Source organism: Nonomuraea solani (assembly GCF_900108335.1).
Classification (GTDB): Bacteria; Actinomycetota; Actinomycetes; order Streptosporangiales; family Streptosporangiaceae; genus Nonomuraea; species Nonomuraea solani.
The window spans coordinates 192,645-218,881 of sequence record NZ_FNVT01000017.1 but is presented as its reverse complement, the minus strand read 5'-3'; the positions used below and the strand labels follow the sequence as shown (position 1 = coordinate 218,881).

The following is a 26,237-nucleotide window of genomic DNA, read 5'->3' as shown; positions in this document are numbered from 1 at the left end:
TGCCCGGCCGGGCACCCGCGCGATCACCACACCTCGACGTCCACGCCGATCGCGATGGTCCGCAGGGCGCTGAGCGCGACCCAGGTGTGCGTGTTGCTGTCCAGCCCGTGCCTGTTGGGGCCGGACATCCAGGGCAGCAGGTCGAGCACGGCGCCGACGTGGCCGCACTCCGCCGCCTCCCTGGCCAGGTGGGCGGAGTCGCGGCGCTTCGCCGCCTTCGGGCGCTTCACGAGGTCGGCGTGCTTGACGGCCAGGTCGGTCAGCTCGGCGGCGGTCGGCCCGGTGGGCGGGCCGTCGGCCGCGATCCGTTCGGCCAGCTCCAGGTGGGGCTCCACCCAGCACCCGTTGACCTCGCCCCACAGCCGGACCAGGCCGGGCTGCCCGTGGACGGCGAGCGCGCGGGGCGCCGCCCAGTCGTCGAACCAGCGGTCCCCGCCGGTGCGCGTCCCGTTAAGGTCGACCGGCCTGCTGCGCTCCCCGATCAGCTCGCGTACCAGCTCGGTCTCGCCCCGCCTGAGCAGGCAGACCAGCCAGGGAACGCCGTAGTGCCGGGGTCCCGGCACGCCTGTGCCCTCGTCCAGCACGACGCGGGCCTCCCGCTCCTGGCCGCACTGGGTGAGCGCCCAGACCAGCGGCAGGCGGGCGCCCCAGTTCGACCGGTGGGCGTCGGCGGTCTTGCGCGCGGCGGCGAACCACCGCTCGGAGCGCTCCCGCCAGCCCAGGACCGCGTAGGCGCCGGCGAGCGCCGCCATGTCGGCCGCGTCGCTCACGTCGGAGAGGTCGTCGCCGGTGTCGGGGAGGACGGCGGCGGCCTCGGCGGTGAAACCGGCCGCGCCGAGCGCGAGCGCGACCCGCGCGAGGAGCCCGGGGCGCCGCTGGTGTTCCGGGATCGAAAGGGCGAGTTCGCGGGCTTCCGCGGCCTCGCCCCTGCGGGCGCGGATCATGGCGAGCTGCTGGAGGGTGTCCACGGTCCACTCGCTGTGGAAGCCCTGGCCGGTGAGGTCGGCGAGCGTGCCCCGGGTCACCGTGATCAGATCGGAGACGGTGGCGGTGCCGGGCGGCGGCCATGTTCCGGCCCGCTCCGCCGTGCTGCCGCGGCCCCTGAACGGCGCCAGCAGGTGCCCGGTCTCCGGCGAGGCGGCCCCCAGGCCCGCGATAGCGGGGTCGGGGAAGGTCTTGGGCTCGCCCCAGCGCAGCGGCCAGGCGAAGCGGCGGGCGACGGACCAGCAGAGCCGGCCGTCGAGGTCGTCGTCGCGGCCGGGCGGCGCGATGACCGTGCCGTCCTCGAACGCGACCGCCCAGGTGTCCTCGTCCAGCGCGAACGACGGGTCGAGCGGGAGCCCGTCGCCGAGGTCGCGGCCGGTGAGGACGAGCGGGCGGCGGGCGGACGGGGCGTGGTGGAACGGGTGGTCGGCCATGATCTCGCCGGTCCCGGGGCGCAGGAAGCGCACCGCGTGCCCGCCGATCGCGATCAGCACGTCGTCCGTGGGCCATTCGAGGCCGAAGCCGTGGGTCCACAGGCCGGCGATGCGCCGGATGCCGTCCAGGACTCGCAGCCGTTCGGGGTGGTCGCCGAGCGACCAGATCTCGATCCGGCCCTCGGCGGTGACGCAGGCGGCCCGCTCGCCATCCGGTGACCAGGCCCACGAACGGGCGTCCCAGCCACCGGGGTTGGAGGTGCCGGCCTGGATGGCGAGGTCGTAGCGGTGCTCGCCGGTCGTCGCGTCGGCGATCGCGACGGTTCCGGTCGCCGGGTCCACCACCGCCAGGCGGCCGCCAGGGCCCCAGCACAGGACGTCGGCGCCCGGGCGGCCGGGCAGCTCGGCCGTCGTCTCGCCCGTGAGCGCGTCGGCGATGACGAGTTTCCCGTCACGCTGGTGGGCCACGAGCCGTTCGTCCGGGCTCCACTCGGGCGGGGCCGCCTCGGTGTCCTCCTCCAGGGGCAGGATCCAGGCGACGCGCCGGGCGGCCACGTCGAGGGAGATCATCGCGTACTCGCCCGACAACTGCCCATAGATCCGGGAGCCGTCGCGTGACCAGAACGCCCGGTTCAGCAGGAGCTCATCGCCCCAGATCTTCTCAAGCCCGCCCGGCAGCGGCCCGTCGAACTCGATCGGCGGCGTTCCCTCCCGGTTGGCGTCGGGAGGCCCGGCGACCGAGCCCTCGTGCATCGCCACGATGACGTTGCGCACGATCCCCGACCCGCCGCCGAAGACGAGGGCGCGCCTGCCGTCCGGGGCGAAGGCCATGCCCAGCGGCCTGCCGGAGGCGAGGAAGAACGCGTCGGCGATCGGCTCGTGAGCGGTGCCGAACGGGTCCCACACGCCGGTGGCGTTGGTGTTGTACTCCAGCGCGATGCGCCGGCCGTCGGCCGACCACTGGAGGCTGCGGGCGTAGTCGGGGAAGCCGATGCCGCCCATGATGCCGTCGATCGCGTGGACGCAGTGGCCGGTGGCGACCTCGAAGAGCTGCAGGACGCCGCCGCGGTCGTAGTCGTCGCCCGGCGCGCTGCCGACCGCGAGATGGCGGCCGTCGGGGCTGAGCGCGTGGCCGTTCAGCTCGCCCCGGTGCACACCGGAGTGGCGCAGCAGCGCGCCCGCGTCGCGGATCCTGGCGGTCGCGAGGCGATGCGCCTCGGTGACGCCGTGGGCGCGCTCCAGGGCCTGGAGCGCCTCGCGCAGCGGCACGGTGTCGCGCGGCGCGGAGAAGGTGGACCAGTCGGCGTTCTTGAGCAGGTCGAGGGCCTCGCCGGGGTCCATCCGCCCGTCCGGGACACCGGTGAAAGGCGGGGACGGCGGCGGTGTGCCGGGGTCCCGGCCGTCGAGCACGGCCAGCAGCGCGTCCTCGTCGTAGACCGGAACGCCGCGCACCGCCGCCGGACCCGCCTTCGCCCCCGATTTCGCCCCGGCGAAGACCAGGTCCGTGTTCGCCGAGAACGACGCGGTCACCCTCGCGCCCAGCAGCTCCAGGGCACGTGCGGCCTCATCCTTCGAGATCCGGCCGAATCGCCCGGCGAGCACGATGTGGCAGCCATTGATGATCATGCCAAGGGACCGTAATGCAGACGACCGACAATTCGCCGCTCTAGGCGGCGACTCTGTCCGAACAGTGGGTGTTCGCGCCGTTTCTGCCGACGCAGACCTGGTAGTGGGTCACCGGCTGTCCGTTGTACGACGACTCCTCGCCGCAGTTGCCGCCTCCGCCGTCGGCGTCACCGACGATGTCGTAGCCCCCGTTGGTCGTCCAGTAGCGGGTCCTGGCTCCCATCTCGTCGTCGACGCGGTCGCAGATCCAGATCCGCGTGTGGTTGGACTTGACCCCGCCCTGCGCCCGTCCGACGAGCGCGGGCGGGATGCCGGTCCAGACCGCGCGGGAACTGTCGTGGAAGCCGGCCGCCGCGGAGGTCTGCGTCGTCGTCACCGTCGATAGCGCGGCGGTGAGGATGGCGGCGGTCGCGAGCGTTCCGATCGGCTTGAGTCGCATCGAGATACTCCCCGTTTCATCCCTCTTCGCCTGGGCACCCCCAGGCCGGAGTTCTCATTGGATCGGGCCGATGGTTGTTCAGCAATGCGCTCACCTGGACTGAACAACTCTCGGAGGGAAGGGGAGTTTTGATCATGCCGCCACTTCTGAGAGCGACCTCCATGACGATCGGGACGTCGCGGCCGGGTGAGCTCGCCCGCTTCTACGCACGGCTGCTGGACCTGCCCGTCACGGCGGACGAGAGCGAGTGGGCGCAGGTCCGGCCGCCGGAGGGGGTGGCCGGTTTCACGCTCAACTTCGAGTACGAGCGGCACTACGCCCGCCCGGTGTGGCCGAGCGTGCCGGGCGGGCAGACCGCCTCCCAGCATCTCGACATCCAGGTCGACGACCTGGCGGCGGCGGTGGAGTGGGCCGTGGCGTGCGGGGCGGTGCTCGCCGGGTTCCAGCCGCAGGACGACGTGCGGGTGTTGCTGGATCCCGACGGGCATCCCTTCTGCCTGTTCCTCTAAGGGCCTTTAAGGGCCCGTCAGGCGGCGCTCCCCCGCCGTGGTCAGGACGAACACCTGCCAGTTGTAGTAGACGTAGTAGTTGCGCGGGTCGCGCTTGATCTGGCGGGCGTGGAGCTGGATGGCGTTCACGTACGCCTGCGACGGGTTGTACGCGTGCAGCGCCCGCTGATAGTTCCGGGGAGCGCCGGTGGCCTTCAGGTAGTTGGCGGCGCCCATGATCGCGTCGCGCGGGTCCTGGATGTCGCCGCCCAGGCCGTACGCCTTCCAGGTCGCGGGCATGAACTGCATCGGCCCCTGCGCCCCGGCGTGGCTGGCCGACTTCACCCGGCCGAACTTGGTCTCCGCGAACATCACCGCCGCCAGCACCTCCCACTCCACCCCGAACCGGCGTTCGGCCTTCTTGAAGTGGCCGAGCAGCTCGGCGGCGGGGCGGGGCGGCTGGACCTTGAACGTGGCACTGGGCTTGATGGGCCGGGCCAGGGCCAGCAGCTCCCTGATCGCCGAGGTGTTGTCCTTGGACGAGGCGGCCAGCGCGGCGGGCAGGCGGGCGAAGGCCCGGGAGGCGACCTTGGCGTGGCGGGCCGTGTAGCGGTAGATGCGCTGCTGGTACAGGGACAGCAGCACGACGTCCTCCGGCGGCTCGCCGCCCTCCTCCTTCCAGGCGTCGACGGCGTCATTGAGAGCGGCCGAGGTGCGCTTCAGCGCGGTGGCGAGGGCGGCGGGGCTCTCCGGGATCTTCTCGTCGGCGGCCGGGAGCCACCGCTCGGGAGGTTGTTCCGCCGGTGCGCTGGAGGGCTGTGGGGCCTGCGTCTGCGCGACGGGGGTGCGGGCGGCGGGCGGTGAACCGCAGGCCGCCGCGCCGATCAAGGCGGCGGCGGCGAGCGCGTGGCCCCGGCGGGGACGTCGTGGGTGCTGCGGGCGTTCCTCCATGGAGGGCCAACCTACCCAATCAGGCCGTCAGAAAGTCCTTGGGCCTGAGCGCCCTGGCCACGATGCGGACGTCGCCGATCCAGCCGTAGTAGCCCTGTCCGTACCGGAGCGCGAACTGGGTGCCGCCGATGGCGAACGGCCGGCCCAGCGTCGAGATGCCCTTGGACGGCTGGGCGGGGTTGCGGGCGATCTTGGAGCCGTCCACGTAGACGGTCGTGCGGCGGGCGTCGTTGACGACGGCCACGTGCGTCCAGCGGCCCACGGGCAGGGCGTGGCTCCAGGAGGTGGGGTCGGCGTCGCGGCCGGTGGGGTAGACGACGTACTGCAGGAAGCGCTCGGGTGAGAGGTTGAGGCTGCACGTGGGCTCGTCGGGCGACCAGCCGCTGGACTTTCCGGCGTCGCCGCTGCGGCCCTCCCAGCTCAGGATGCCCATCCAGGCGTGGTCGCCCTCGAACGGGTCCGGCAGCTTGATGAACGCCTCGATCGTGTAGCCGGAGGTGAACGTCATGCCGTTGATCGGCGCGTTCGCCGCCGACCTGAGCACCGCGCCGCGGTCGGGGTTCTTGCCGCCGTCGAAGCGGAGGCTGGCGTGGGCGGGCTGGCCCTCGTGGTGCTCGGCCGACCACTTCAGCGTCTCCGGGGCGCTGGCGTGCAGGAGCTCCATGGTGAGGTCGTTGCCGCCGCCGGTCAGGTCGCGGGCGACCGTGCCGGCCGGGACGACGGCGCCGTCCGTACCGGCTCCGGTGAGTCCTTCGGCGTCGAAGCGCCAGTACGCCACGGTGCCGCGCGGCATCACCGCCTTCGCGGGCCTGGGCGGGGGCGGGACGGGCGGGGCGAATCCGGCGAAGCGCTCGTCGAAGTCGATGGCGAGGCTGAAGCGGTCGGCCGGGCCGGTCAGTTCGAGGTGCTCGGCCTCCAGCGGGGTACGCTCGCCGGGGTCGCGGGCCAGTAGCCACGGCGACAGGGTCTCCACGTCGATCACGTTGCGGACCAGGTCGAAGGCGTAGAGCCGGACCATGCCCGCGCCGCCGTAGTAGCGGTCCTGGTAGTTGGCGATGTGCACGTGGACGTCGTGGCCCGCGTCGTTCTTCAGCACGGTGCGCCCGGACGGCCAGTAGTGGCCGTTGAGGGTGAGGAAGATCTGGTCGTTGCGCCTGATCAGCACGTCCCAGAGGCGCTGCCCGAACTGGGAGAGCGCGGCCACGCCGTCGTCGCCGGACCAGGCCAGGTCGTGCGTGGTGAGGATGGCGGGCAGGGCCGGGTTGGCGTCGAGGACGCCCTGCGCCCACCGCAGGCCCTGGTCGGAGACGCGCCAGTCGAGCGCCAGCACGAGCCAGCGGCGGCCGCCCGCGTCGAGGACGTGGTGACTGTTGTAGCCGTCGGGCGAGGCGCCGCGGAAGGTGGGCATCCTGGCGTAGCGGGACGGGCCGAACTCCTTCAGGTACGCGCTGTCGCCGCGCTGGTCGTCACCGCCCCGGATGTCGTGGTTGCCGGCCAGGACGCTGTAGGACAGCCTGCCGTCCAGCGCCTTGAACGCGTCGCCGGCCAGGGCGATCTCGTGCTCGCTGCCGTGCTCGGTCACGTCGCCTAAGTGCGTCATGAACGCGATGTTCCTGCTCTCGCGCTCGCCGGTGAGGAAGCGGAACGTCTGGCGCAGCGGGGCGGGGTCGGAGCTGTCCTCGTCGAACAGGTACTGCGTGTCGGGCAGCACGCCGATGGTGAAGCGCGGGCTGTCGCGGTCGAACCGGCCACCGCCGGTGGTGGTGGCAGCGGCGGCGGGGGCGGTCAGGGCGACGGCGGGGGCGGTGATCGCCGCGCCCAGCAGGGTGCGACGGCCGAAAGAGGGGTTGGTCACGTGTACTCCGTTTCAGGGTGCCGCGCAGCACCGTGATCGTCGTACGTGACCCGGACGGTAACGCCCGCCCTCCGCCGGTGGAAATCTAGGGGTCGAGGATGGCGGCCAGGGCCTGGGCGTGCCGGTCCAGGTCGCCGGGGGTGAAGCGGGCCGGTCCGCCGGTGAGCGCGAGCTCGTACTCCGCGCCGCGCGGCGTGGCGGTCAGCCCGAGGTCGAAGCTCGCGTCGTCCACCTCGTGCTCCCACACGCGGGCTCGGAGCCCGGCCCAGCCGGGTGGCGGCGCGGGGTCGTCGCGGTGCACGAAGGCGGCCTGGAAGGCCGGGTGCACGCCGGGCAGCCGGTGGGCGCCGAGGCCGGAGACGAGCGTGTCGAACGGGATCTCGTTGGCCAGCGCACCGGCGACCGCCTCCCTGACGCGGGTGAGCAGCGCGGGGAAGTCGTCGCCCACGGTGACCCGGAGCGGCACCAGGTTGATGAAGCAGCCCACGACCGGCTCCAGCTCGCGACGGCCGCGACCGGTCGTGACCGTGCCGACGACCAGGTCGTCGCGGCCGCTCAGCCGCCGCAGCAGCACCAGGTACGCGCCCAGCAGCACGGCGAACGACGTCACGGGACCGTCGCGCCACCGGTCGACGACGTCGCGCCCGATCCGCACGGCGGTGGTCACACCCGGGCGGGCGGGCGTGGGCGGGACGCGGGGGAAGACGGGCTCGATGCCGGCCAGGCGGTCCCGCCAGTACGGGAGGCGCTCGGGCACCCTGGCCCGGGCCGTGGACCAGGCGGCGTAGTCGGCGTACTGGAGAGACGGGGGTGGCGGCAGTTCGGCGCCCGAGTACAGCGCGGCCAGGTCGGCCGCCACGAGGGCCAGGGAGCCGCCGTCGCAGGCGATGTGGTGGCAGACCAGGAACAGGCGGTGCTCATGAGGGCCGAGGCGGTAGACGGTCAGCCGGAGCAGCGGGCCGCGTTCCAGGTCGAAGCGTTCGCCGGCGGCGGCCAGGGAGAGGGCCAGGGCCTCCGGTTCGCGTTCCGCCTCGGGCAGGGCGGTCAGGTCGGTCAGTTCGAGCGGGACCGGTTGCGCGGGCCTGATCACCTGGTACGGCAGGCCGTCCACGCTGGTGTAGCGGGTGCGCAGGGTCTCGTGCCGGGACACCAGGGCGGTGAGCGCGGCCGGCAGGCGTGTCAGGTCGAGTTCGCCGGTGACCGCCAGGCCGAGCGTGACGTTGGGCGGGGCCGAATCGGGCGTGGCCCGCGTGGCCAGCCAGATCCTGCGCTGCTCGTGGGAGCACTCCATCGGGGCCCCGCTCCTGGGCAGGGCCGGGATCGCGGTGGCGGCCGCCTTCTGGGCGAGGAGCCGGGTCATCAGCTCGCGGCGCCGGTCGGACAGGCCCGCCAGGCGGTCCGCCGTCACGCCAGGTCCCCGGGCGTTTCGAGGGCGGTCCTGATCGCGTCCAGGAACAGCACGGCGTCGTGGCCGTTGACGTAGCGGTGGTCGTAGGCCAGGCCGAGGTGCACGGTCCTGCGCACCGCGAAACCGTCGCCGTCCGGTACGACCTCCCGCTGCGGCGCGGCCAGGGCCAGCGCGCAGACCTGGCCGGGGAACACGATGGGGATCGCCAGCGTGACCGTGCCCTGGTTGTGCAGGGTCACCGCGATGTTGGCGCCCGACAGGTCCTCCTCGCGGAACCCGCCGCGCATCGCGGTCATCCGGTGGGCCATCAGCGTCCGGGAGATCTCCTCCAGCGAGCGGTTCGTGGCGTCGCGCACCACGGGGACGTACAGGCCCTTGCCCACGTCCATGGTGACGCCGACGTGCGCGGTGGGCGCGCGGCGCAGGCGGCCGGGGGCGATCGGGGTGGCGAACATCGGCTCGAACCGGGCGGTCAGCCCGGCCACGGCTCTGACCAGCAGTTCGGGCAGGCCGATCAGGGTGCGGAGGCGGGGGGTGAGCTCGCGGGCCAGCCGTAGCGCCTCCTCCACGTCGATCTTGACGACCGTGTAGGCGGCGGGCGTCTCGCGGTGGGCCCGGGTGACGACGTCGGCGATGCGCCGCTGGGGCGGGGGGAGGATGAGGTCGGTCTCGCCGGTGAAGGCGGCGGTCACGTCGGTGCGGCGGATCACCGGGTGGTTCAGGGCGCGTACCTGGTCCTCGGTGACGCCCAGCTCGTCCATGAGGGCGCGGGCGGGGGCCGTGATGACGGGGCCGGAGGTGGGTGGGGGTGGGGGCGCCGGCTCCGGGGCAGGGCCGCCGAGGCGGGCTATGGTCTGGCCGGGTTCGCATTCGGCGCCCTGTTCGACGACGTGGCGGAGTACGCCCGCGTACTCGGATTCGAGCTCCTCGATCGTCTTCGAGGTCTCGATGAGGGCCAGGACGTCGCCGGGGCGTACCGTGGAGCCGTCCTTCGCCACCCACTCGACCAGCAGGTACCGCGCGTCGTTGCTGTTGATCTTGGGGACGACGACCGCGGTCATGCCAGCGCCTCCAGGACGGCCAGGCGGATGGTGTGGGCGTGCACGAGCACCTCGCGTTCCAGGTGAGGGGCGGCGGGGATGACGCTGTCGGCGGCGCTGACCAGCGTGATCGGCCGGGTCAGCCGATCCCAGAGGGCCGGATAGAGGCGGGCGGCCACCTCGGCGCCCCAGGTGCCGCCGGCGGGGCCGTCCTCGGCGACGCAGACGTGCCGGCCACGGGGTGACGCGCCTGTGAGGTCGAGCGGGTAGAGGCGGGCGGGCACCAGCAGCTCGCACAGGATGTCGTGGTCGAGCAGCAGGTCGCGCATGGCCTCGACGGCGCGGTGGGCCATGCCGCCGGGGACGATGAGGGTGCAGTCGTAGTCGTCGACGCCCTCCAGGCGCACCCGCGCGACGCCGGGGCCCGCTCCGATCAGCTCGTACCTGAACAGGTCGTCCACCACGCCCTCGTGGAACATCCGCCGGGTGTAGAGCACCTTGTCCTCGAACAGCAGGCACGGCGTGAGCGTGGCGAAGCAGTGCTCCAGCAGGGCGCGGGCGTCGTGGAAGGGCGTCAGCTCGAACACCGGCAGGCCGGGGATGCCGAGGAAGTGCTTCTGCGGGCTCTGGCTGTGGGTGGGGCCGTAGCCGCGGTGGCCGCCGGACGGGCAGCGGACGACCAGGGGCAGCGGGACCGGGCGGCCGTACATGGTGGTGGACTTGGCGGCGAAGTTCATGAGCTGGTCGAAGGCCAGGGTCGCGAAGTCGGCGAACATGATCTCGACGATGGCCTTGTCGCCGGCCAGCGCCAGCCCGGCTCCGGCGCCGACGATGGCGCCCTCGCTGAGCGGGGTGGAGCGGACGCGCTCGCCGAACCGCGACGACAGCCCTTTGGTGATCTTGAAGGCGCCGCCGTACGGGTCCGCGATGTCCTCGCCCAGGACGTACACGGCGGGGTCGGCGGCCAGGACCTCGTGCAGGGCGCGGTTCAGGTGCTCGGCCACCCGCTCGGCCACCCGCTCGATCACAGGGCCGCCCAGGTGGACGGCGGGCGTGCCGACACCTCGGCCACGAGGTCGGCGACGTGCCGCCGCCAGGTCTCGTCGGCCACCGCGAACCGCCTCGGGTAGGCCGCGGCGTAGCGCGCGTACCAGTCGTTCTCCTTCACCCGCGCCAGTTCCTCCGGGGTACGGGTGTCGTCGCCCTTGCTGTGCGGCCCCAGCCGGTGTGTGACGAACTCCACCACGAGCGGGAACCCGTCCCGGACGGCGGCGACGGGCGCGGCCAGCTCCGCCCGGATGGCGTTGACGTCGACGGAGTCCACCTTGCGGTACGGGATGCCGAACGCCGCCGCCCGCCCCGCGATCGTGCCCGCGAGTTGCCGGGCGGTGGGCGTCGACTGGGCGATCCCGTTGTTCTCCACCACGACCAGTAGCGGGGTACGCCAGAGCGCGGCCAGGTTGAGCGCCTCGTAGACCGAGCCCTCGCCCCAGGTGCCGTCGCCCACGTACGCGCACACCAGCGCGCCCCGCCCGGCCCGCCGCAGCCGCAGCGCCATCCCGGCCGCCACCGGCAGGCTCTCGCCCTGGACGCCGGTGGACATGAACGAGCGGTGGTAGACGTGCTGGCTGCCGCCCACCCCGCCGCAGAGCGCGCCCTCCCTGCCCATGATCTCGGCCAGCAGCGCGCCGGCCTCGTCGCCGTAGCGGGCCAGGAAGTGGCCGTGGCCGCGGTGGTTGCTGAAGGTGAAGTCGTCGGCGCGGAGGAGCGGGTTCAGGGCGACGGGCACGTACTCCTGGCCCAGGCAGGTGTGCGTGGTGCCGCTGAGCAGGCCCTCGCCGAACAGGCGGAGCAGGGCGGTCTCGAAGTGCCGGATCAGCAGCAGCCGGGCCAGGTCGTCCCCGTTGAGGGGTGACAGGCCGCGCGCCACCTCTCCGGGGCACAGGTGGGTGGCGGTCACGAAGCCGTTCCTTTCATCCTGGCTCGGGCCGGGGCCAGCTCGGTCAGGTACGCCTCCAGCGCGCCCTCCGGCAGGCCCGCGACGAAGCGCGCGGCGGCCTGGCGGGAGCGGGTGGCGAGGTCCTGGTGGTGGATCGGGTCGTCGAGGAGGCGCCGCAGGGCCGCCAGCCATGGAGCCGGGTCCTGCTCGGGCAGCACGGGCACCGGGCGGGCGTGCGCGGCGCTCTCGTACCGTTCGACGGGCTTGACCGGCAGCAGGTACGGCACGCCCAGCTTGGCCTCGGCCAGGCCGCCGACGTCCGAGGCGAGCACGGGGACGCCGCGGAGCATGGCCTCGACGCAGGCGTATCCGAAGGTCTCGTCCCAGAGGGAGGGCATGAGCAGGACCCTGGTACGGGACAGGATGTCGTCGATGTCGTCGGCCGGAGGGACGATCGTGATGTTGGGACGGCGGGACAGCTCGGCCTGGTCGGCGTCGGTGGTGCCCCAGGTGGGGACGGCCAGGAAGCGCACATCGGGGCGGGCGTCGGCCAGGGCCAGGAAGATCGGCAGGCCCTTGTAGCCGCAGGGGTTGATCATGGTGACGTGGGTGGCGGTGGTGGTTTTCGCCGGGGCCGTTCCGTAGATCGGCGGATATATCAGCTTCGCGTCCAGGGCGGCGTGGCGCAGGCAGTGGGCGCGCGCCGCCCGGCTGACCGCGACCGCGCCGGCGGCCCGGCGGACCATCCGGAGACCGGCGGCGCTCGGGTAGAACGCGCCCGGGCCGAACGGCAGTTGTTGCAGGGTGTGCACCAGGTAGACGACCCGGTCCGGGGTCGCTCGGAGGGCCGCGCCCAGCATGATCAGGCCGGGGTCGTCCGACGGGACCAGCGTCCAGTCGGGCGAGAGCCGGCCGGCCACGTCGGCGACCCGCCTGGCCAGCAGGGACGGGCGGGTCACGGCGTGCACGGTCACCCCGCCGTGCTCGTAGCCGGCCTCGTCCGGCCAGCCGGTGTCGATGGGGTGGGCGCCTCGGGGGGTCGTTTCCTGGTCGGTGGTGCGCATGGCTCCCGAGAGCGGGGCGACGACGTGGACCTCGTGGCCCCTGGCGGCCAGGTGCTCCATGAGGATGCGGTTGGACTTGTTCGCGCCGCCGTGGGAGGGGAGGTGGATCATGTTCTGGGCGAGCAGGATCCTCATGACGCACCCCGCTCCGCGAGCCGGCGCCGCAGGCGCGCGGCCAGCACCCGGCGGTGCTCGGGCGGCAGGTCGGCCAGCACCCGAGATCTGCCGGCGGGGCGGGTCAGGAGGGACTCCAGGTGTTCCGCAGCGGCGGCCAGGCCGTCGGCGGGGGCCTCGGGGGCGGATCCGGGGGCGGCTTTGAGGGCGGCGGTCAGGGTGCGGGCCACCTCGTCCGGGCTCCAGCGGGTCGCGGGCAGCCAGTGGGCCAGGCCCTTGGCGGCCAGGCGGGCGGCGTTGTCGGGGCGGTCGGCGCCGTGGGCCAGGATCACCTGCGGGGTGCCCGACGCGAGAGCCCTGGTCAGGGTGCCGATCCCACCGTGGTGCAGCACCGCGGCGACCTCGGGCATCACCGCCGGGAACGGCAGCCGGGGAGCCCACAGCACGTCCGGCGGGAGGGGCCGCGGGACCAGCTCTTCGTGCGGGACCACCAGCAGCGCCGGCCGCCCGGCGAGCCGGCAACCCGCCACGGCCGCCTCGTAGAACCCGGCGTGCAGCATCCGCCCGGTACCACCCGTGACCAGCACCGGACGCTCCGGCCCGCGCAGGAACGCGACCACCTCGGGAGGCAACGGCTCGTTACGCGGAGCGTCGGGTTCGTCCGGGGTGGGGAAGCCGGTGAGGCGCAGGGAGCGGGGGGAGGGCGGGCCGGCCTGGTCGAACCAGGTGGGCCAGAGGCCGAGGTGGAGGTCGGCGGAGGAGAACCAGGCCGGCCAGTTCGTCACCGGGCCCAGGCCCAGCGTGGCGCGGACCTCGTCGATGCCGTCCGCGAGCACGTGCTGGTGGAGGTGGCGGGCGACGGCGGTGGCCATGGGCTGGATCGGGGCCACGGCGATCCAGGCCGCCGGAACCCCGAGCAGTTCCCTCAGGATGAGGACCGACAGGGCCGAGGTGTGGCGGCCGGCCAGGACCGTGCGGCCCGGTCCGACCCGGTCGGCGAGTTCGCGGCACTCCCGGGCGAGCTGGTCGAAGAGGCCGTTGCGGCGGTAGAAGTCGGGCCAGGTCAGGGTGGCCCGCGCGCCGGGCAACAGGGCGCTGTCGGCGAGGTAGCGGTCGTACCCCTCCGGCGTGTCGATCGCCACGAACCCGAGCCCCGCCGCCTCGGCCCGGCTCCGGTAGGGCGCGTGGGTGAGCAGCGTGACCTCGTGCCCGCGCTCCCTGAGCGTCCGGCCCAGCCGGACGAACGGCAGCACGTCGCCGTCGGTCCCGTGGGTCACCAGCAGCATGCTCGGCGCGGAGCCGGCTCCCCCGCCGGTCGCCGCGCCCGTCACGTCGAGGTCTCGCCGAGCGGCGAGGTATCGTCCAGCAGCGCGCGCACGTCCTGCTCCGACATGCCCTCCAGCTCGTCGAGCAGCTCCGCGAGCTGGTCGCCGGTGACGCCCCCGAGCAGCGTCTCGTCGATGAGCGTGGCCGCCGCCGTCACGGTGAAGTCGGCGGCGAACAGCTCGTCCACGGGCAGTTCGACGCCGTAGCGCTCCTGGACCACGGCCAGGAACCGCACCACGGTGAGCGACTCCGCGCCCAGCTCGAAGAAGTCGTCGGTGACGGTACGGGGCGGGGTGGTCAGGAGCTCGGTCCAGATCCCCATGACGGCTTCCTCTGTCGGTGTCATTACCGTTCTCCGGGCGCTCAGAGGGCAGGCAAGGTCATGGGAGCGCTCCCAAAAAACGTCCCAGGAAGGCCCCCTGAACGAGCCTGGGATCACAGCGGAGAGATGTCAAGGGAACAGTCTCAGTAATGTTTCCGAAACGGAGTTGTAAGGAACCGCAGCTAGATGGCATATCGCCCGCGTTTGCCCGAGCAATTCAGTTAAATATTCAATTGATGTTGACCGTGGAGCGAGGGCGTACTTAACCTGACGTCCCGTGGGAGCGTTCCCATGACGGGGCGGCCACGCCCGTCCGGCGAAGGATGGCGCGATGCGCGAAATGATCCCGGCAGAGTTGAACGACACGGCCTTGGAGTTGCCCGCCGTCGCGGGGATGGTGCCGTTGTTCGAGGCTTGGGCTGCGAAGGCGCCTGAGCGGGTGGCGGTGGTGGACGGGGCTCTGACGCTGTCCTATGGGGAGTTGAACGGGGCCGCGAACCGGCTGGCGCGGCGGCTGGTCGAGGCCGGGGCCGGGCCGGGGTCTGTCGTGGCGCTGTACGCGGGGCGGTCGGCCGGGGCGTTGACCGCGATGCTGGCCGTCCTCAAGGCGGGGGCGGCCTATCTGCCGCTGGATCCCGGCTATCCGGCTGCGCGCGTGGAGCTGGTGTTGCGGGACTCGGGGGCGGGGACGGTGCTGGTTCCGGCGGAACTGCGGGAACGGTTGCCGGAGTTCGACGGCACCGTGCTGGAATTATCCGGCGATTCATCCCTTTCGGAGGATAATCCGGACATCGCGGTTGATCCTACCGATCCGGCGTACATTCTCTACACCTCTGGTTCGACCGGGCGGCCGAAAGGCGTGGTCATTCCGCATCGGGCGCTGCTGAACTTCCTGGTCGCGATGGAGGAACTGCTGGAGGCCGGGCAGGACGACGTGTGGCTGGCGCTTACGTCCCTTTCTTTTGATATTTCGGGACTTGAGCTGTATTTACCGCTCGTCACCGGGGCGCGAGCGGTGATCGCCGATCCGGGGACGGCCAGGGACGGGCATCGGCTGGCCGGGCTGATCCGGCGCGAGGGTGTCACGCATGTGCAGGCCACGCCGTCGGGGTGGCGGGTGCTGCTGGCCGCCGACTACGCCGGTCCCGCTGTCACGGCGCTGGTCGGGGGCGAGGCGCTGAGCGAACCGCTGGCCGACGAGCTCAGGGCCCGCGTGGGCCGGCTGTTCAACGTGTACGGGCCGACGGAGACCACGATCTGGTCCACCGCCTGGGAGGTACGGCCCGGCCGGGTGTCCATCGGGCGGCCGATCGGCAATACGCGGGTTCACGTGGTCGACGAGCGGATGGAGCCGGCCACCACGGGCGAACTGCTGATCGGCGGGCTGGGCCTGGCCAACGGGTACCACCTCCGGGCCGGGCTGACCGGTGAGCGGTTCGTGCCGGACCCGTTCGGACCGCCCGGGGGGCGTCTTTATCGCACGGGCGATGTCGTGCGGCTCGAACCCGATGGGACGTTGCGTTATCTGGGCCGGACGGACAACCAGGTCAAGCTGCGCGGCCACCGGATCGAGCTCGGGGAGATCGAATCGGTGCTGGAGGCCCATCCCGGGGTGCGGCAGGCCGTGGTGGCCGTGCGGCGGGAGACGCTGGTGGCCTATCTCGCAGGGGACGGAAGCGGGCTTCCGGGGTGGGTCGCCGAGCGGCTGCCCTCGTACATGGTGCCGTCGGTGTTCGTGCCGCTGGAGACGCTGCCGCTCACCCCCAACGGGAAGGTGGACCGCAACGCGCTGCCCGAGCCCGGGCTGCCCGAGAGCGGGGCGGGCGGGGCGGCGCGGACCGAGGCCGAGCGGGTGGTGGCCGAGGTGTTCGCCGAGGTGCTCGGGCTGGACGCGGCCGGCACCGGGGACGACTTCTTCCTCCTTGGCGGGCACTCGCTGCTCGCGGCCAGGGCGGCGGCGCGGGTGGCGCGGCAGCTCGGGGTCGAGGTGCCCGTCGCGGTGCTGTTCGCCCATTCGACCGTGGCGGCGTTCGCGGCCGCCGTACAGGAGCTCGAAACGCCGTCGGCGCCGCCGAGGCCGCGCCCGGAAGGGGTCGCGCCGCCGTTGTCGCCCGCGCAGGAGCGGATGTGGTTCCTGTACCGGCTCGATCCGGCGGACGCCTCCTACAACGTGTACCTGGCGCGGCGGTTGCGCGGGGCGCTGGAGCCGGACCGGCTGGTGGCGGCGCTCGGCGCGGTCGTGGCGCGGCATGAGACGTTGCGGACCCGGTTCCCCGAGGTGGACGGGGTGCCGGTCGCGGTGGTGGAGCCGGACGCGACGGTGGTGGTCGAGCGGGTCGATCTGACGGAGCTTCCGGCCGGTGAGCGGGAGGCGGAGGCGCGGCGGCGGGTGAACGCGCGGGTGAACGCACCCTTCGATCTTGTGGCCGCTCCCCCGGTGCGGGCGACGCTGGTGCGGCTGGCGGCGGACGAGCACGTGCTGTGCGTGGTGTTCCATCACATCGTCGGGGACGGCTGGTCGCAGAACGTGCTGCTCGGCGATCTGGCCGCCTGCTACGAGGGGGCAGGGCTGCCGGAGTTGGTGGTGCAGCACGGGGATGTCACGCGGTGGCGGCAGGAGCGCGAAGCGGCGGGGGCGAGGGACGCCGCGCTGGCGTACTGGCGGGAGCGGCTGGCCGGGGTCCCGGCGCTGGAACTCCCGGCCGACCGGCCACGGCCGGGCGAGAGGCGGGGGGCGGTGCATCGGGCTCGGGTGCCGCACGAGGTCGTGGGGGTGCTGGAGGAGCTCGGGCGGACGACCGGGACGACGCTGTTCATGGTGCTGCTCGCCGCCTACCAGGCGCTGCTCGCCCGGCAGAGCGGGCAGGCCGACCTCGCGGTGGGCACGGCGGTGGCCGGGCGGGACCGGGTCGAGCTGGAGCCGCTGATCGGCTTCCTGGCCGAGACGCTGGTGCTGCGCGGCGACCTGTCCGGCGATCCGGCCTTCACCGACCTGCTGGTACGGACCCGGCGCACCGTCCTCGACGCCTTCACCCACGGCGACGTGCCGATGGAGCGGATGGGCGGCGGAACCGGGCTGTTCCAGACCATGCTGATCCTGCACACGCAGGACGACGGCGCGGCCACGACGCTCGGGGACGCCACGGCCGAGGTGTTCCACGCCGACTACGCGCCCGCCCGCTTCGACGTGACGCTGGACGCCTGGCTCGACGCCGGCGGGCTGGAGCTGGCGTTCGGGTACGAGGCGTCCCTGTTCGACCCGGCCACGATCGAACGCCTGGCCGCCCGGTTCGGCGACCTGCTGCGGAACGTCGCGGCCTCGCCCGGGGCCCGGCTGTCGTCGCTGGCCCGGGTGACGGGGGCCGAGCGGGAAGGGCTGCTGCACGGGCCCAACGACACGGCGCTGGAGTTGCCCGCCGTCGCGGGGATGGTGCCGTTGTTCGAGGCGTGGGCTGCGAAGGCGCCTGAGCGGGTGGCGGTGGTGGACGGGGCTCTGACGCTGTCCTACGGGGAGCTGAACGGGGCCGCGAACCGGCTGGCGCGGCGGCTGGTCGAGGCCGGGGCCGGGCCGGGGTCTGTCGTGGCGCTGTACGCGGGGCGGTCGGCCGGGGCGTTGACCGCGATGCTCGCGGTGCTCAAGGCGGGGGCGGCCTATCTGCCGCTGGATCCCGACTACCCGGCGGCGCGGATCGAGCTGGTGTTGCGGGACTCGGGGGCGGGGACGGTGCTGGTTCCGGCGGAACTGCGGGAACGGTTGCCGGAGTTCGACGGCACCGTGCTGACGCTGGATGATGATTTTTCGGCTTACGACGCGAGCAACCTGGATATAGCGGCTGATCAGGCGTATGTGCTCTATACGTCCGGGTCGACCGGGCGGCCGAAGGGCGTCGTGGTGCCGCATCGGGCGCTGCTGAACTTCCTGGTCGCCATGGAGGAGCTGCTGGGGGCGGGGCCGGACGACGTGTGGCTGGCGGTCACGTCCCTTTCCTTTGATATTTCGGGACTTGAGCTGTATCTGCCGCTCATCACGGGCGCGCGTACGGTGATCGCCGGCTCCGCTCTGGACGGCGCCCTGCTGGGTGAGCAGATCCGGCGCGAGGGTGTCACCCACGTGCAGGCCACGCCGTCGGGGTGGCGAGTGCTGCTGGCCGGTGGGTGCGCCGGCCCCGCCATCACCGCGCTCGTCGGCGGCGAGGCGCTGAGCGAGCCGCTGGCGGACGAGCTCAGAACCAGTGTGGGCCGCCTGTTCAACGTCTACGGCCCGACGGAGACCACGATCTGGTCCACCGCCTGGGAGGTGAAGCCCGGCCGCGTCTCCATCGGCCGGCCCATCGGGAACACCCGCGTCTACGTACTCGACGAACATCTGGAGCCGGTCCCGGCGGGAGCCCCCGGCGAGCTGCTGATCGGCGGGCTGGGCCTGGCCAACGGATACCATCAGCGGCCCGCCCTGACGGCCGAGCGGTTCGTGCCGGACCCGTTCGGGCCGCCCGGCGGGCGTCTCTATCGCACGGGCGACGTCGTACGGCTCGGCGCGGACGGGACGCTGCAATACCTGGGCCGGACGGACAACCAGGTCAAACTGCGCGGCCACCGGATCGAGCTCGGGGAGATCGAATCGGCTCTGGAAACCCATCCCGGCGTCCGGCAGGCCGTGGCGGCGGTGCACCGGGAGCGGCTGGTCGCCTATCTCACGGGAGGGCCCGATCCGGCCGCGCTCCGCGCCCACCTGGCCGAACGGCTGCCCGCGTACATGATCCCCTCGGTCTTCGTGCCGCTGGAGACGCTGCCGCTCACGCCCAACGGCAAGGTGGACCGCAAGGCGCTGCCGGTTCCAGGGGCCGCCGAGGAGGTGCCGCTGCGGCCACGCGAGCCGGACGCGGCGGTGCCGTTGTCGCCCGCGCAGGAACGACTGTGGTTCCTGGACACCTTGGGCGGCGACCCGGGCGCGCACCTGTCCGTGGCGCTCCGGCTGCGCGGGCCGCTCAACGACGAGGCGCTGGTCGCGGCCCTCGCCGGGGTCGCTGCCCGGCATGAGGGGCTGCGGACCCGGTTCCCGGGCGCGGAGGGGCGGCCGCTGCTCGTGGTGGAGCCCGAGTTCACGCCGCCACTCGCCCGGCACGACCTGACCAGGGTGCCGGACGCCGAGCGGGAGGCCCGGCGGCTGGTCGCCGCCTTCACCGCCGAGCCGTTCGATCTGGGGGCCGCGCCGCCGGTGCGGGTGGCGTTGGTCCGGCTGGCCGCGTGGGAGCACGTGCTGTGCGTGGCCGCCCATCCGATCGTGGCCGACGCCTGGTCGTTGGGGGTGCTGCTGAGTGATCTGGCCATCCTGTACGAGCGCCGCGAACCGCCGCCCCCGCCCGTACAGGCCGGTGACGTCACGCTCTGGCGAGGCGGGCGCGAGGCGCCGGCCGAGGCCGGGCTGGAGCACTGGTGCGGGCGGCTGGCCGGGTCGCCGGTCCTCGACCTGCCGCTGGACCGGCCCAGGCCCGGGCTGCCGGCCCGCACCGGCGGACGCCACGAGCTCCGGCTGGACCCCGAGCTGGGCGAGCGGCTCGAACGGCTCGGGCGGGAGGCGGGCGGGACGTCGCGGACCGTGCTGCTCGCCGCCTACCAGGTGGCGCTGGCCCGGCATACCGGGCAGATCGGGTTCATGATCGGGCTGCCGGTCGCCGGGCGCGAGGTGGCCGGGCTGGAGGGCGTGTTCGGGCACCTCACCCGGCATCTGGTGGTACGCGGTGAGCTGCCGGGCGATCCGGCGTTCACCGAGTTGCTGCGGCTCACCCGCGCGGCCGAGCGGGAGGCGGCCGAGCACGCCGGTCTGTCGCCCGAGCGGCTGCTGTCCGCGCTGGAGGTGGAGCGCGATCCCGGTCAGGAGCCGCTGTTCCAGACGACGCTGACGGTGCACGAGGACGTGCCGATGCCGGGGGCGTTCGGCGGCCTGGAGCACGAGCCGTTCATGCCGGACCCGGTTGACACGGTGTACGACCTGGCCCTGGAGGCGCGGGGGCTGGAGCTGGCCTTCCAGTACGACGCGTCGCTGCTGGACGCGGGCACCGTCGGGCGGTTCGCCGGTCGGTTCACGGCGCTGCTGGAGCGGGTCGCGGCCAAGCCGGAGCGGAACGTCTCGGAACTGGTGGACGAGGCGGCGGACGGGCCGGTGGTCGATCCGTGGGGTTCGCCGGTTTCGCCCGGGTCGGCCGGGGTGATTCGCGGGACCGGTGAGCGGGGGCTGTTGCGGCCGGACGGGAGGGTGGAGCCGCTGCCCGCGCCGGGCACCGTCGGGCGCGCGCGGACCGGGTCCAGGGCCGGGTACGTCGCGCCGCGCACCGACGCCGAGGCGCTGGTGGCCGACGTGTGGAGCGACCTGCTCGGCGTCTCCCGGGTGGGTGCGGCCGACGACTTCTTCCATCTCGGCGGGCACTCCCTGCTCGCGGTACGCGCCGCCGCCCGCCTGCGGGCCACCATCGACGTCGACGTACCGATCAGGACGTTCTTCAGCCATCGCACGGTGGAGGAGTTCGCGGGCGCGGTGGAGGAGATCCTGCTGGCCGACCTGGAGGGCCTGTCCGACGAAGAGGCCCAGCTCCTGCTCGACGCCACGGAGGTGCCGTGACCGGCCTGTCCCCCGCCAAGCAGGCGCTGCTGGCCCGGCGGCTGCGGCGGCGTACCGCCACGACCACGATCCCCCCGCGCCCCGAGGGCACCGAGCCGCCGCTCTCGCACGCGCAGGAGCGGCTGTGGTTCCTGGAGCAGTACCTGCCCGGCACGCCCGCGTACACCGTCTCGTGCACCGCCCGGATCACCGGCGACCTCGACCCGGACGCGCTGCGGCGGGGCGTGCGCGAGGTGGCCGCCCGGCACGAGAGCCTGCGCAGCCGGTTCGTCACCGACGATGACGGGCTGCCGCGCCTCGTCATCGACCCCGAGCCCGCACCCGAGTTCCGCACCGCCACGGCGGGCTCCCCCGAGGAGGCCCGCGCGCTGGTGTCGGCGGTGCTGGCCCGCCCGTTCGACCTGGCGGCCGGGCCGCCGCTGCGCGTCCTGCTGGTCCGGCTCGGGCCCGCCGACCACGTGCTCATGCTCGCCGCCCACCACGCCGTCGCCGACGGCTGGAGCTGGGACGTCGTGCTCAACGAGCTGTTCGCGCTGCACGACGGGAAGCCGGTGGCCGCGCTGCCGGTCCAGTACGGCGACTACGCCAGGTGGCAGCGCGAGCGTGTGGGCACCCCGGCGTACCGGGCCGACGTGGACTACTGGCGGGACCTGCTGACCGGGGTGCCGCCGCTGGAGCTGCCCACCGACCTGCCGCGCCCGGCCGAGCAGACGTTCGCGGGCGCCGCCCACGGGTTCCGCCTCGACGCCGGCCTGGCCTCGGCGGTGCGGGCGCTGGCCGAGGAGCGCGGGGCGACGCCGTACATGGTGCTGCTGGCCGCCTTCCAGGCGCTGCTCGGGCGGTGGTCCGGGCAGAGCGCGTTCGCCGTGGGCAGCCCGGTCAGCGGGCGGGGGCTGCCGGAGCTGGACGGCCTGGCCGGGATGTTCGTCAACACCCTCGCGCTGCGCGCCGACCTGTCGGGGGATCCGCCGTTCGCCGAGCTGGTGGGCCGGGTCAGGGACGCGGCGCTGGACGCGTACGCGCACCAGGAGCTGCCGTTCGACCAGCTCGTCAACGAGCTGCGCGTCGAGCGGGACGTCAGCAGGTCTGCCGTCTTCCAGGTGATGTTCGCGCTGCAGAACTACACCGCCAAGCCGATCGACGCCGGGGCGCGGGAGCTGGCCTGGTTCGCGGCCGACACCGTGGTCAGCCGGTTCGACCTCAGCCTGTACCTGCACGAGGACGCCGGCGCGCTGAGCGGCACGTTCGTCTACAACACCGCCCTGTTCCAGGCGGGCACGGTCGAGCGGATGGCGGCGGGGCTGGACACGCTGCTGCGCTCGGCCGTGGCCGCGCCGGAGACGCGGCTGGCCGATCTGGAGCTGCTGCCCGCCGCCGAGCGGGCCCGGCTGGACGCGTGGAGCACCGCTCCCCCGCCGGTGGCGCGCGGGTTGCTGCACGACCTCGTCGCGGAGCAGGCCGCGCGCACGCCCGGCGCGCCCGCGGTGGTGTTCGGTGAGGAGACGCTGACCTACGAGGGGCTCGACCGGCGGTCCGGGCGGCTCGCGCGGCGCCTGCGGGACGTCGGGGTCCGGCCCGGTGACCGGGTGGCGGTGTGCCTGGAGCAGTCGGCCGGGCTGGCCGTCGCGCTGCTCGGTGTGCTGAAGGCGGGGGCGGCGTACGTGCCGCTGGACCCGGAGCAGCCGGCCGAGCGGATCGCGTACATGGCGGGCGACGCCGGCGTGCGCACCGCCGTCACGTCGGCCGCGTCACGGGGGCCGCTGCCCGCCGGGCTCACCGAGGTGCTCATCGACGAGCCGAGCGGGCCGTTCGAGCCGGTGGACGCCGGGATCGGGCCTGACGACCTGGCGTACGTGATCTACACCTCGGGCACCACCGGCCGGCCCAAGGGCGTGGCGATCCAGCACCGGGAGGTGGTGACGTACCTGGCGGGGGTAGGTGAGCGCTTCGCGGTCGAGCCCGGCTCGTCGTTCGCGCTGCTGCAGTCGCTGGCCTTCGACTTCGGCGTCACCACGTTCTACCTGGCGCTGCTGACCGGCGGCTGCCTGCACCTGATCCCGTCGAGGACGTCGGCCCCCGAGCTGGCCGAGTACTTCGCCCGCTCCCCCGCCGACTACCTGAAGATCACTCCGTCGCACCTGGCGGCGCTGCTGGCCGAGGCGGAGCCGGCCGGGCTGCTGCCGCGCCGGTTGCTCATCCTGGGCGGCGAGGCGTCCGGCTGGGCCTGGGCGCGAGAGCTGGCCGCGCTCGGCCGCTGCGCGGTGGTCAACCACTACGGGCCCACGGAGGCCACGGTCGGCATCACCACGTTCGCGGTCGATCCGGCCGAACCCGCGCGCGACACCACGCTGCCCATCGGGCGGCCGCTCCCGGGCGCGCGCGTGCAGGTGCTGGACGAGCGGCTGCGCCCGGTCCCGGCAGGCGTGGTCGGGGAGATCTTCCTGGGTGGCGACCGGCTGGCGCGGGGATATCTGGGCAAGCCGGCGCTGACGGCCGACCGCTTCCTGCCGGATCCCGGTGGCGGTCGCATGTATCGCACGGGGGATCTCGGGCGGTGGCTGCCCGACGGGAGCCTGCAGTTCCTCGGACGGCGCGACCTTCAGGTGAAGGTACGCGGCTACCGGGTCGAGCTGGGCGAGGTCGAGTCCGTGCTGTCGGAGTGTCCCGGTGTCGCCCAGGCGGTCGCCGACCTGCGCGGGGACCGGCTCGTCGGCTACCTGCTGCCCGCTGAGGGGGCCGTCCGGCCGGCCACCGCCGAGGTGCGCGCCTGGCTGCGCGAGCGGCTGCCCGACTACATGATCCCCGTACGGTACGTGTGGCTCGACCACCTGCCGCTGAAGTCACACGGCAAGGTCGACCGGGCCGCCCTGCCCGACCCCGGGGACGACCGGCTCGACGGGGGCACCGGGTTCGTCCCGCCGCGCACCCCGGCTGAGGAGATCGTCGCCGGGGTGTGGGCCGAGGTGCTCGGGCTGGCGCGGGTCGGGGCGCTGGACGACTTCTTCGAGCTCGGCGGGCACTCGCTGCTCGCGATGCGGGTCCTGGCCCGGCTGCGCAAGGCCGTACCGGATCGGCGGCTGACGCTGATGGACCTGTTCAAGCACACCACCGTCGCCGAGACGGCGGCCCTGCTCGACGGGGAGGATCAGGGCGGGGGCGGGCTGCTGCACCGGCTCACGCCGCCGCGCGCCGCCACGACCACGCTGGTCTGCGCGCCGTACGGGGGCGGCAGCGCGGTGATCTACAAGCCGCTGGCCGACGCCCTGCCCGCCGACTGGGCGCTGTACTCGATCGCCGTGCCCGGTCACGAGCTCGGCGAGGAGTCCATGCCGCCGGACGAGGTGGCGCGGGTCTGCGCCGAGCAGATCCTGGCCGAGGTACGGGGGCCGCTGGTGCTGTACGGCCACTGCGGGCTCGGCGTCATGATCACCGCGGAGATCGCCCGGCGGCTGGAGGCGGCGGGGCGGGCGGTCGAGGCCGTCTACCTGGGCGGGATCTTTCCGTTCGCGCGGCCGGAGGGGCGGCTGACCCGGCTGCGGCACCGGCTGGAGGACCTGCGGGGCGACCAGGGGCGGGTGAACGCCCTCACCGTCGCCGGGCTCGACGTCTCCGGCCTGAGTCCGGAGGAGCTCAAGCTGATCGTCCGCAACCGCCGGCACGGGACGCGGGCGGCGGAGCGGTACTTCACCCGGCTGTTCGAGGAGTCGGCCGGGCGGCTGGCGGCGCCGGTGATCTCGGTGGCCGGGGAGCGGGATCCGGTCATGGAGTACTACCAGGAGCGGTATCGGGAGTGGCACGTGCTGTCGGGGGTGACGGGGTGTGCGGTCCTGGATGAGGCGGCGCACTTTTTCCTGAAATATCGGGCGGAGGAGCTGGCCGAGATCGTCACCCGGACCCACGGCGCGATCGCCACCGGCCGGACGGAGCCGCTGGAACGGGTCACCGGGGAGGAGACGTGGTGGCTGGAAGGCGTCTCCACGACCACCCCGGAAACGACGGCCGCGCCCCCTGACGCCGCCGCACCCGTGCCCGCCGCTGTGCCCGCCGCTGTGCCCGCCGCTGTGCCCGCCGCTGTGCCCGCCGGCGGGGGTGGGCCGCGGCCGAGTATGCGGCGGTTCTTCGGGGTGGCGGGCGGGCAGGCGTTGTCGATCATCGGGTCGGCGCTGACCGAGTTCGCCGTACCGATCTGGATCTACCTCACCACCGATTCGCTGGTGGACTTCGCGCTGTTCTCCGTGCTGGCGCTCGTACCGGGAATGCTGATCGCGCCGCTGGCCGGGACGATCGTGGACCGCAGTGACCGGCGCCGGATCATGCTGCTCGGCGACGCGGGCGCGGGCGGTTCGCAGCTCGTGCTCGGGCTGCTGCTGTGGACCGGCAACCTGCAGATCTGGCACATCTACCCACTGCTGGTGTGCCTGTCGGTGGCGCTGGCGTTCCAGCGCATCGCGTACGGCTCGGCGATCCCGCAGCTCGTGCCCAAACGGTTCCTCGGCCACGCCAACGGCGTCGTCGGCATGATCAACGGCGTCGCCCAGCTCATCGTGCCCCTCGCCGCGGCCGGTCTGATGGCGCTGATCGGGCTGGAGGGCATCCTGGTCATCGACGTGGTCAGCTACGCGATCGCGATCGGCACCCTGCTGCTCATCCGCTTCCCCGCCACGATGGCCCTGCGCCGCCGCGAGTCGATGACGGCCGAGCTGGTCAACGGCTTCCGCTACTCGTGGGGCAACAAGGGCTTCCGCCGCATGGTCACGTTCTTCGCGGTGGTCAACCTGTTCATGGCGGCGCTGTTCCTGATGATCTCGCCGCTGGTGCTGTCGTTCGCGTCGCTGACCGAGGTGGGGACGGTCTCCTTCTTCGGCGGGCTCGGGGTGTTCCTCGGCGGTCTGGGCATGGCGGTGTGGGGCGGGCCGCGGGTGCGGCGCTTCCGGGGGCAGCTCATGTTCACGCTGTCGCTGGCGCTCTCCGCCGTGGTGATCGGGGTGCGCGAGGACCTCGTGGTGATCGTCATCGGGGTGTTCGGGCTGTTCCTGTCGCTGACCCTGCTCAACGGCGTCTACACGACGATCGTGCAGGTCAAGATCCCGCAGCGCTATCACGGGCGGGTCTTCGCGCTTAACCAGCTCGTGGCCTTCTCGACGCTGCCGCTCGGGTACGCGGTCGTCGCGCCGCTGGGCACGGCCCTGTTCGAGCCGATGTTCCGCGAAGGGGGCGCGCTCGCGGACACCGTCGGCCTGGTGATCGGCACCGGTGACGGGCGCGGCATCGGGTTCCTGTACGTGCTGCTGGGCACCGCCATCGCGCTGTGCGTACTGGTCGCCAGGCGGCGCAGGGTGCTGTGGGACTTCGACGACCTCGTACCCGACGCGCCGCCCGACGACGTGATCGGATTCGAGGCCCTGCGCGAGCGCGGGGCTCTGACCAAGGAGAAGGCGTGGACGAATACCAGGTCGTGATCAACGGCGAGGAGCAGTACTCGGTGTGGCCGGCGGACCGGGAGGTGCCGGCCGGGTGGCGGGCGGTGGGGTTCGGGGGTGCGAAAGACGCCTGCCTGGCCCACATCGACGAGGTGTGGACGGATATGCGGCCGCTCAGCGCGCGGTGAAGGGTGCCGGGTCGCGCGGGGCG

15 protein-coding genes are annotated in these 26,237 nt (G+C 73.4%); 4 read left to right on the top strand and 11 right to left on the bottom strand.

Features of this window, described 5'->3' with window-relative positions; all coding sequences use genetic code 11:
* Positions 1-23: 23 nt before the first annotated feature.
* Positions 24-3,044, bottom strand: a complete 3,021-nt coding sequence (locus tag C4V41_RS43485; protein ID WP_103961883.1) for a WD40 repeat domain-containing protein — start codon at positions 3,042-3,044, stop codon at positions 24-26.
* A gap of 40 nt (positions 3,045-3,084) precedes the next feature.
* A complete protein-coding gene (locus tag C4V41_RS43480) occupies positions 3,085-3,483 on the bottom strand; it encodes a hypothetical protein (RefSeq protein WP_103961882.1) in 399 nt (132 codons plus the stop codon).
* Between the two features lie 134 nt (positions 3,484-3,617).
* Between C4V41_RS43480 and C4V41_RS43475 the strand changes: the two genes are divergently transcribed.
* On the top strand, positions 3,618-3,992 hold the full coding sequence (locus C4V41_RS43475) for a VOC family protein (protein ID WP_103961949.1): 375 nt from the start codon (positions 3,618-3,620) through the stop codon (positions 3,990-3,992).
* Positions 3,993-3,998: 6 nt separating this feature from the next.
* On the opposite strand, the gene C4V41_RS43470 is transcribed toward C4V41_RS43475, so the two are convergent.
* The 9 genes from C4V41_RS43470 to C4V41_RS43430 all read right to left on the bottom strand — a co-directional run bounded on the left by C4V41_RS43470 (position 3,999) and on the right by C4V41_RS43430 (position 13,990).
* Positions 3,999-4,922 (bottom strand): lytic transglycosylase domain-containing protein, encoded by a 924-nt coding sequence (locus tag C4V41_RS43470; RefSeq protein WP_103961881.1) that lies wholly within the window; start codon positions 4,920-4,922, stop codon positions 3,999-4,001.
* Positions 4,923-4,941: 19 nt separating this feature from the next.
* Entirely contained in the window at positions 4,942-6,777 is a 1,836-nt protein-coding gene (locus tag C4V41_RS43465) for a LamG-like jellyroll fold domain-containing protein (protein WP_103961880.1), read from the bottom strand.
* Between the two features lie 85 nt (positions 6,778-6,862).
* Entirely contained in the window at positions 6,863-8,185 is a 1,323-nt protein-coding gene (locus C4V41_RS43460) for a condensation domain-containing protein (protein ID WP_103961879.1), read from the bottom strand.
* Positions 8,182-9,246 (bottom strand): 2-oxo acid dehydrogenase subunit E2, encoded by a 1,065-nt coding sequence (locus C4V41_RS43455; protein ID WP_103961878.1) that lies wholly within the window; start codon positions 9,244-9,246, stop codon positions 8,182-8,184. Before C4V41_RS43455 ends, C4V41_RS43460 begins: the two co-directional genes overlap by 4 nt.
* Positions 9,243-10,253, bottom strand: coding sequence for an alpha-ketoacid dehydrogenase subunit beta (locus tag C4V41_RS43450; RefSeq protein ID WP_103961877.1), 1,011 nt, complete (start codon positions 10,251-10,253; stop codon positions 9,243-9,245). The genes C4V41_RS43455 and C4V41_RS43450 overlap by 4 nt, the downstream gene beginning before the upstream one ends.
* Complete coding sequence (locus C4V41_RS43445) at positions 10,250-11,185, bottom strand: thiamine pyrophosphate-dependent dehydrogenase E1 component subunit alpha (protein ID WP_235030751.1); 936 nt, start codon at positions 11,183-11,185, stop codon at positions 10,250-10,252. The genes C4V41_RS43450 and C4V41_RS43445 overlap by 4 nt, the downstream gene beginning before the upstream one ends.
* Positions 11,182-12,363, bottom strand: coding sequence for a glycosyltransferase family 4 protein (locus C4V41_RS43440; RefSeq protein WP_103961876.1), 1,182 nt, complete (start codon positions 12,361-12,363; stop codon positions 11,182-11,184). The genes C4V41_RS43445 and C4V41_RS43440 overlap by 4 nt, the downstream gene beginning before the upstream one ends.
* Complete coding sequence (locus C4V41_RS65570; RefSeq protein ID WP_103961875.1) at positions 12,360-13,673, bottom strand: glycosyltransferase; 1,314 nt, start codon at positions 13,671-13,673, stop codon at positions 12,360-12,362. The genes C4V41_RS43440 and C4V41_RS65570 overlap by 4 nt, the downstream gene beginning before the upstream one ends.
* The gene (locus C4V41_RS43430) at positions 13,670-13,990 is read right to left on the bottom strand and encodes a phosphopantetheine-binding protein (RefSeq protein WP_160150584.1); all 321 of its coding nucleotides are present in this window, start codon (positions 13,988-13,990) and stop codon (positions 13,670-13,672) included. Before C4V41_RS43430 ends, C4V41_RS65570 begins: the two co-directional genes overlap by 4 nt.
* 331 nt (positions 13,991-14,321) lie before the next feature.
* Here C4V41_RS43430 and C4V41_RS43425 point away from each other — a divergent pair, with 331 nt between their 5' ends.
* From C4V41_RS43425 to C4V41_RS43415, 3 genes are read left to right on the top strand one after another with little or no spacing between them, the layout of a single operon-like run.
* Entirely contained in the window at positions 14,322-20,606 is a 6,285-nt protein-coding gene (locus C4V41_RS43425) for a non-ribosomal peptide synthetase (protein WP_103961873.1), read from the top strand.
* Positions 20,603-26,065: a non-ribosomal peptide synthetase/MFS transporter gene (locus C4V41_RS43420; protein WP_103961872.1), complete on the top strand. Its 5,463-nt coding sequence runs from the start codon at positions 20,603-20,605 to the stop codon at positions 26,063-26,065. The genes C4V41_RS43425 and C4V41_RS43420 overlap by 4 nt, the downstream gene beginning before the upstream one ends.
* Entirely contained in the window at positions 26,044-26,214 is a 171-nt protein-coding gene (locus C4V41_RS43415) for an MbtH family protein (protein WP_103961871.1), read from the top strand. Before C4V41_RS43420 ends, C4V41_RS43415 begins: the two co-directional genes overlap by 22 nt.
* Positions 26,215-26,237: the final 23 nt, after the last annotated feature.

What these genes read in the sequence shown, in the direction of transcription:
- C4V41_RS43455 (WP_103961878.1), bottom strand. Translation starts at nt 9,246, where the DNA reads ATGACCGCGGTCGTCGTCCCCAAGATCAACAGCAACGACGCGCGGTAC.
- C4V41_RS43480 (WP_103961882.1), bottom strand. Translation starts at nt 3,483, where the DNA reads ATGCGACTCAAGCCGATCGGAACGCTCGCGACCGCCGCCATCCTCACC.
- C4V41_RS43475 (WP_103961949.1), top strand. Translation starts at nt 3,618, where the DNA reads ATGCCGCCACTTCTGAGAGCGACCTCCATGACGATCGGGACGTCGCGG.
- C4V41_RS43430 (WP_160150584.1), bottom strand. Translation starts at nt 13,990, where the DNA reads ATGGGGATCTGGACCGAGCTCCTGACCACCCCGCCCCGTACCGTCACC.
- C4V41_RS43440 (WP_103961876.1), bottom strand. Translation starts at nt 12,363, where the DNA reads ATGAGGATCCTGCTCGCCCAGAACATGATCCACCTCCCCTCCCACGGC.
- C4V41_RS43425 (WP_103961873.1), top strand. Translation starts at nt 14,322, where the DNA reads ATGCGCGAAATGATCCCGGCAGAGTTGAACGACACGGCCTTGGAGTTG.
- C4V41_RS43485 (WP_103961883.1), bottom strand. Translation starts at nt 3,044, where the DNA reads ATGATCATCAATGGCTGCCACATCGTGCTCGCCGGGCGATTCGGCCGG.
- C4V41_RS43470 (WP_103961881.1), bottom strand. Translation starts at nt 4,922, where the DNA reads ATGGAGGAACGCCCGCAGCACCCACGACGTCCCCGCCGGGGCCACGCG.